Below are 2,746 nucleotides of genomic sequence, written 5' to 3' on the forward strand. Positions count from 1 at the left end.
ATGCAGGGCTGCTTGACGATACGGATATCACTTTTGAACGCATCCTTGAAATCAAGAATGCGTTGCGCTGGCGGTTTGCACCGGAGACTCATATACCGGTCAAACAGGTAATGGCCAGAAAAGGAAGAGATCCTGTCAGTGGTTTTGATGCTTCTAATCCTGCTGCAACCCCTCCCGGACTTGATAGACCCAAAGCTACACGTTATCACCTGGATGAAGTCGACAGGACTCATATTCAGAATGTTGTGGATAAAGGTGGTGGTATCAAGCTCAAGAATACGGATACTCGTGACAGGATCAAACGTCATTTTCTCAGGAACAAGAGGTACTTTAGTCTTAACTCCGCTGCCATAGTAGTTAGTACCGTGCTAATAGGTCTGGTGTCGGGAGGGATTGCCGCTGCGGCGGCTCTATTCAGCTATATTGCCTGGTACGGTGCATGGAGTGGTGGTACTGAGCTGATTCGGATGACCAAGGCCATTAGGGCATTACAGAGGGCTGAAGCATCTGCTGATTACAAGCTGGAAATGAATGACCTGGGTGTTCTGTCAGAGATGGATGACAAGAAGTTTCGCGTGTTCCTGAAAAGCCTGAGATACATTTGCAGTCATGAGACCTTAACCCGCATCTTCAATGCCTATTCTGCGCTGGAGAAAGACGCTCAGTTGAGACTGGAGATGGAAAGAGAAAAAGATGAGAGCAATCTTGAAGCCGTGATTCGTCTGGAAGAGGGCAAAGCCCGATACCTGTACCGCAGACGCAACCTGCAAGATGCTTTCAAACTCTATAAACGTTTGTACACAGCCGCAGTCAGTGACGTTGAAAGAATGGATCAAGAGTGGGAGCCGGTTCTGGATCAGCTGTGGAACTGTAAATTCAAAAACATGGATCCTGAGAAAAGAGAACGCTTGTTCAGTGATGCGGCGAATGATCCTCGAGTGATCGGTAAGTCTTACCACTTCAAGACCAAACAGACGGGGTGGTTGCAAAAAGTCTTCCCTAAAATGACTGATGATTTAACCAGTGATGGCTCTATTTCTTCCAAAGAGGCTGTGGAAGAGCTGGAGCGGGTGTTGAAAGAGGAAATGCCCGATCTGGAGCTCACTGAAGAAGAAAGGAGTCGTTTTAACACTCATGCCAACAGGGTGGCAAATGCCCTGATACTGGCTGAGAATGGCGTTAGAAGTTATTTGAACGTCTGGTTGAAGGGAGCCATTAAATCAACCATGCTACACGGCTTTAAAGTGGTCTGGCATGCTTCCGAAAGTGTGCCAAAATTGGAAATTTCACCTTATCTGCCCAGGCCCACGGTGGATGGATTAATTATCTTTGGTTTTTTCTTTCTGGCAGATCTTTTTGTTAACCGTTATAACGAGGCTATTAATAAAGAACGATTTGAACGTATTATCGGAAAGAAGACAGGCAAAAGTGTAGTCTGGGATTGGCAGGGTCAGGAGGCTAGAACCGGGCGGGAAGAAATGGGCACCATGAGAAGGCTGGCTAAAGATCAGCTGGAAGATTTTGTTGATCGTATTCTGAAACTGCATGAATCCCATAAAGATGTTATGAAAGAAGTCAGGCTCCAGGAGCAACTGGCCCAGGTCAACCCCAACTCGCCCATGTTTGACCATATGGATGATCGGGAGGCGGCTGTGTTAATTCTCCGACGCCAATATCATCACCAAATTATTTCTGAAATGATGGTGGGGGCTATTGGTAAATACTATGAAAGTGTCATGACCAAAACCGCGTTCTGGGATCAGCAAATGAGCCACCTTATTCCTCCCCAGGCTCCGATTTAACTGTTATAGAACTTCCGTAAACCTTTATCTTGTGCCTCAGAGTTTCTTGAGCAGAATTCTGGATTGTCTCTCCTCATTGTATTGGTTGCGCTTCTCCTCAGGCAGAGACTTTTGGGTGGATTCAGAAAAACCTCGTTCAACAAACCAATGGCTGGTCTGAGTCGTCAATACAAACAGGGTATCCATACCCTGCTGGGCAGCCTGTTCCTCTATAGCACTCAGGAGAAGGTCACCACGATTTTTCTCCCGGTAGTCAGGGTGGATCACCAGACAGGCCAGCTCTGCAGCTTTTTCTCCCGAAAACAAATGGATAGCCGCACAGCCAATAATCATACCGTCCAGAGAAATGACCCGGAACAGCCGAATTTCGCGTTCCAGCTCTTTTCTGGAACGTCTTCTGAGAATGCCTTTTTGTTCCAGAGGCCTGATGAGCTCAAGAATCCCCCCCACATCCTCAATACTGGCAGCACGAATTTCTTCATAACGGTCACGCGAAACCATTGTGCCAGAGCCGTTACGGGTAAAGAGCTCCAGTAGCAGTGAACCGTCCTGCTCATAGCTGATCAGCTGTGCGCGCTCCACTCCACCGTGACAGGCAGTGATGGCTGAGGAAAGCAGTCTCCTGTCCTCACCATCAAGATTCTGGAGTAATTTTTCAGCTTCCTGGGGGGAAAGACGACTGATCTGTTGACCATGCCGGTTCTGGACGCCATCAAATTGTGAGTACAAAAGCAATTTTTCGGCTTCAAGGTGGATGGCCGTATGGGTGGCGACTTCTTCCACCGCCATGTTGAACAGCTCGCCTGTCGGTGAATGACCGAGGCAGGAGAGAAGCACTATGTAGCCACTGTCTAGTTGCTGCTGGATAGCTTCTTTATCTATTTTGCGAATCGCACCGGTGTGGAGAAAATTCTGTCCATCGATCACACCCAGAGGTTTTGCAG

General features: G+C 47.9%; 2 protein-coding genes. One reads left to right on the top strand and one right to left on the bottom strand.

The window, feature by feature from the left end; all coding sequences use genetic code 11:
- Positions 1–1,802, top strand: a 1,802-nt coding sequence (locus KDK18_RS13315) for a hypothetical protein (protein WP_257255416.1), incomplete at its 5' end; no start/stop codon positions are given.
- A gap of 36 nt (positions 1,803–1,838) precedes the next feature.
- Here the strand turns inward: KDK18_RS13315 and argA are convergent.
- The coding region (gene argA, locus KDK18_RS13320) for an amino-acid N-acetyltransferase (RefSeq protein ID WP_257255418.1) at positions 1,839–2,746 on the bottom strand (908 nt) is incomplete at its 5' end.

Source organism: Endozoicomonas sp. SESOKO3 (genome assembly GCF_024606255.1).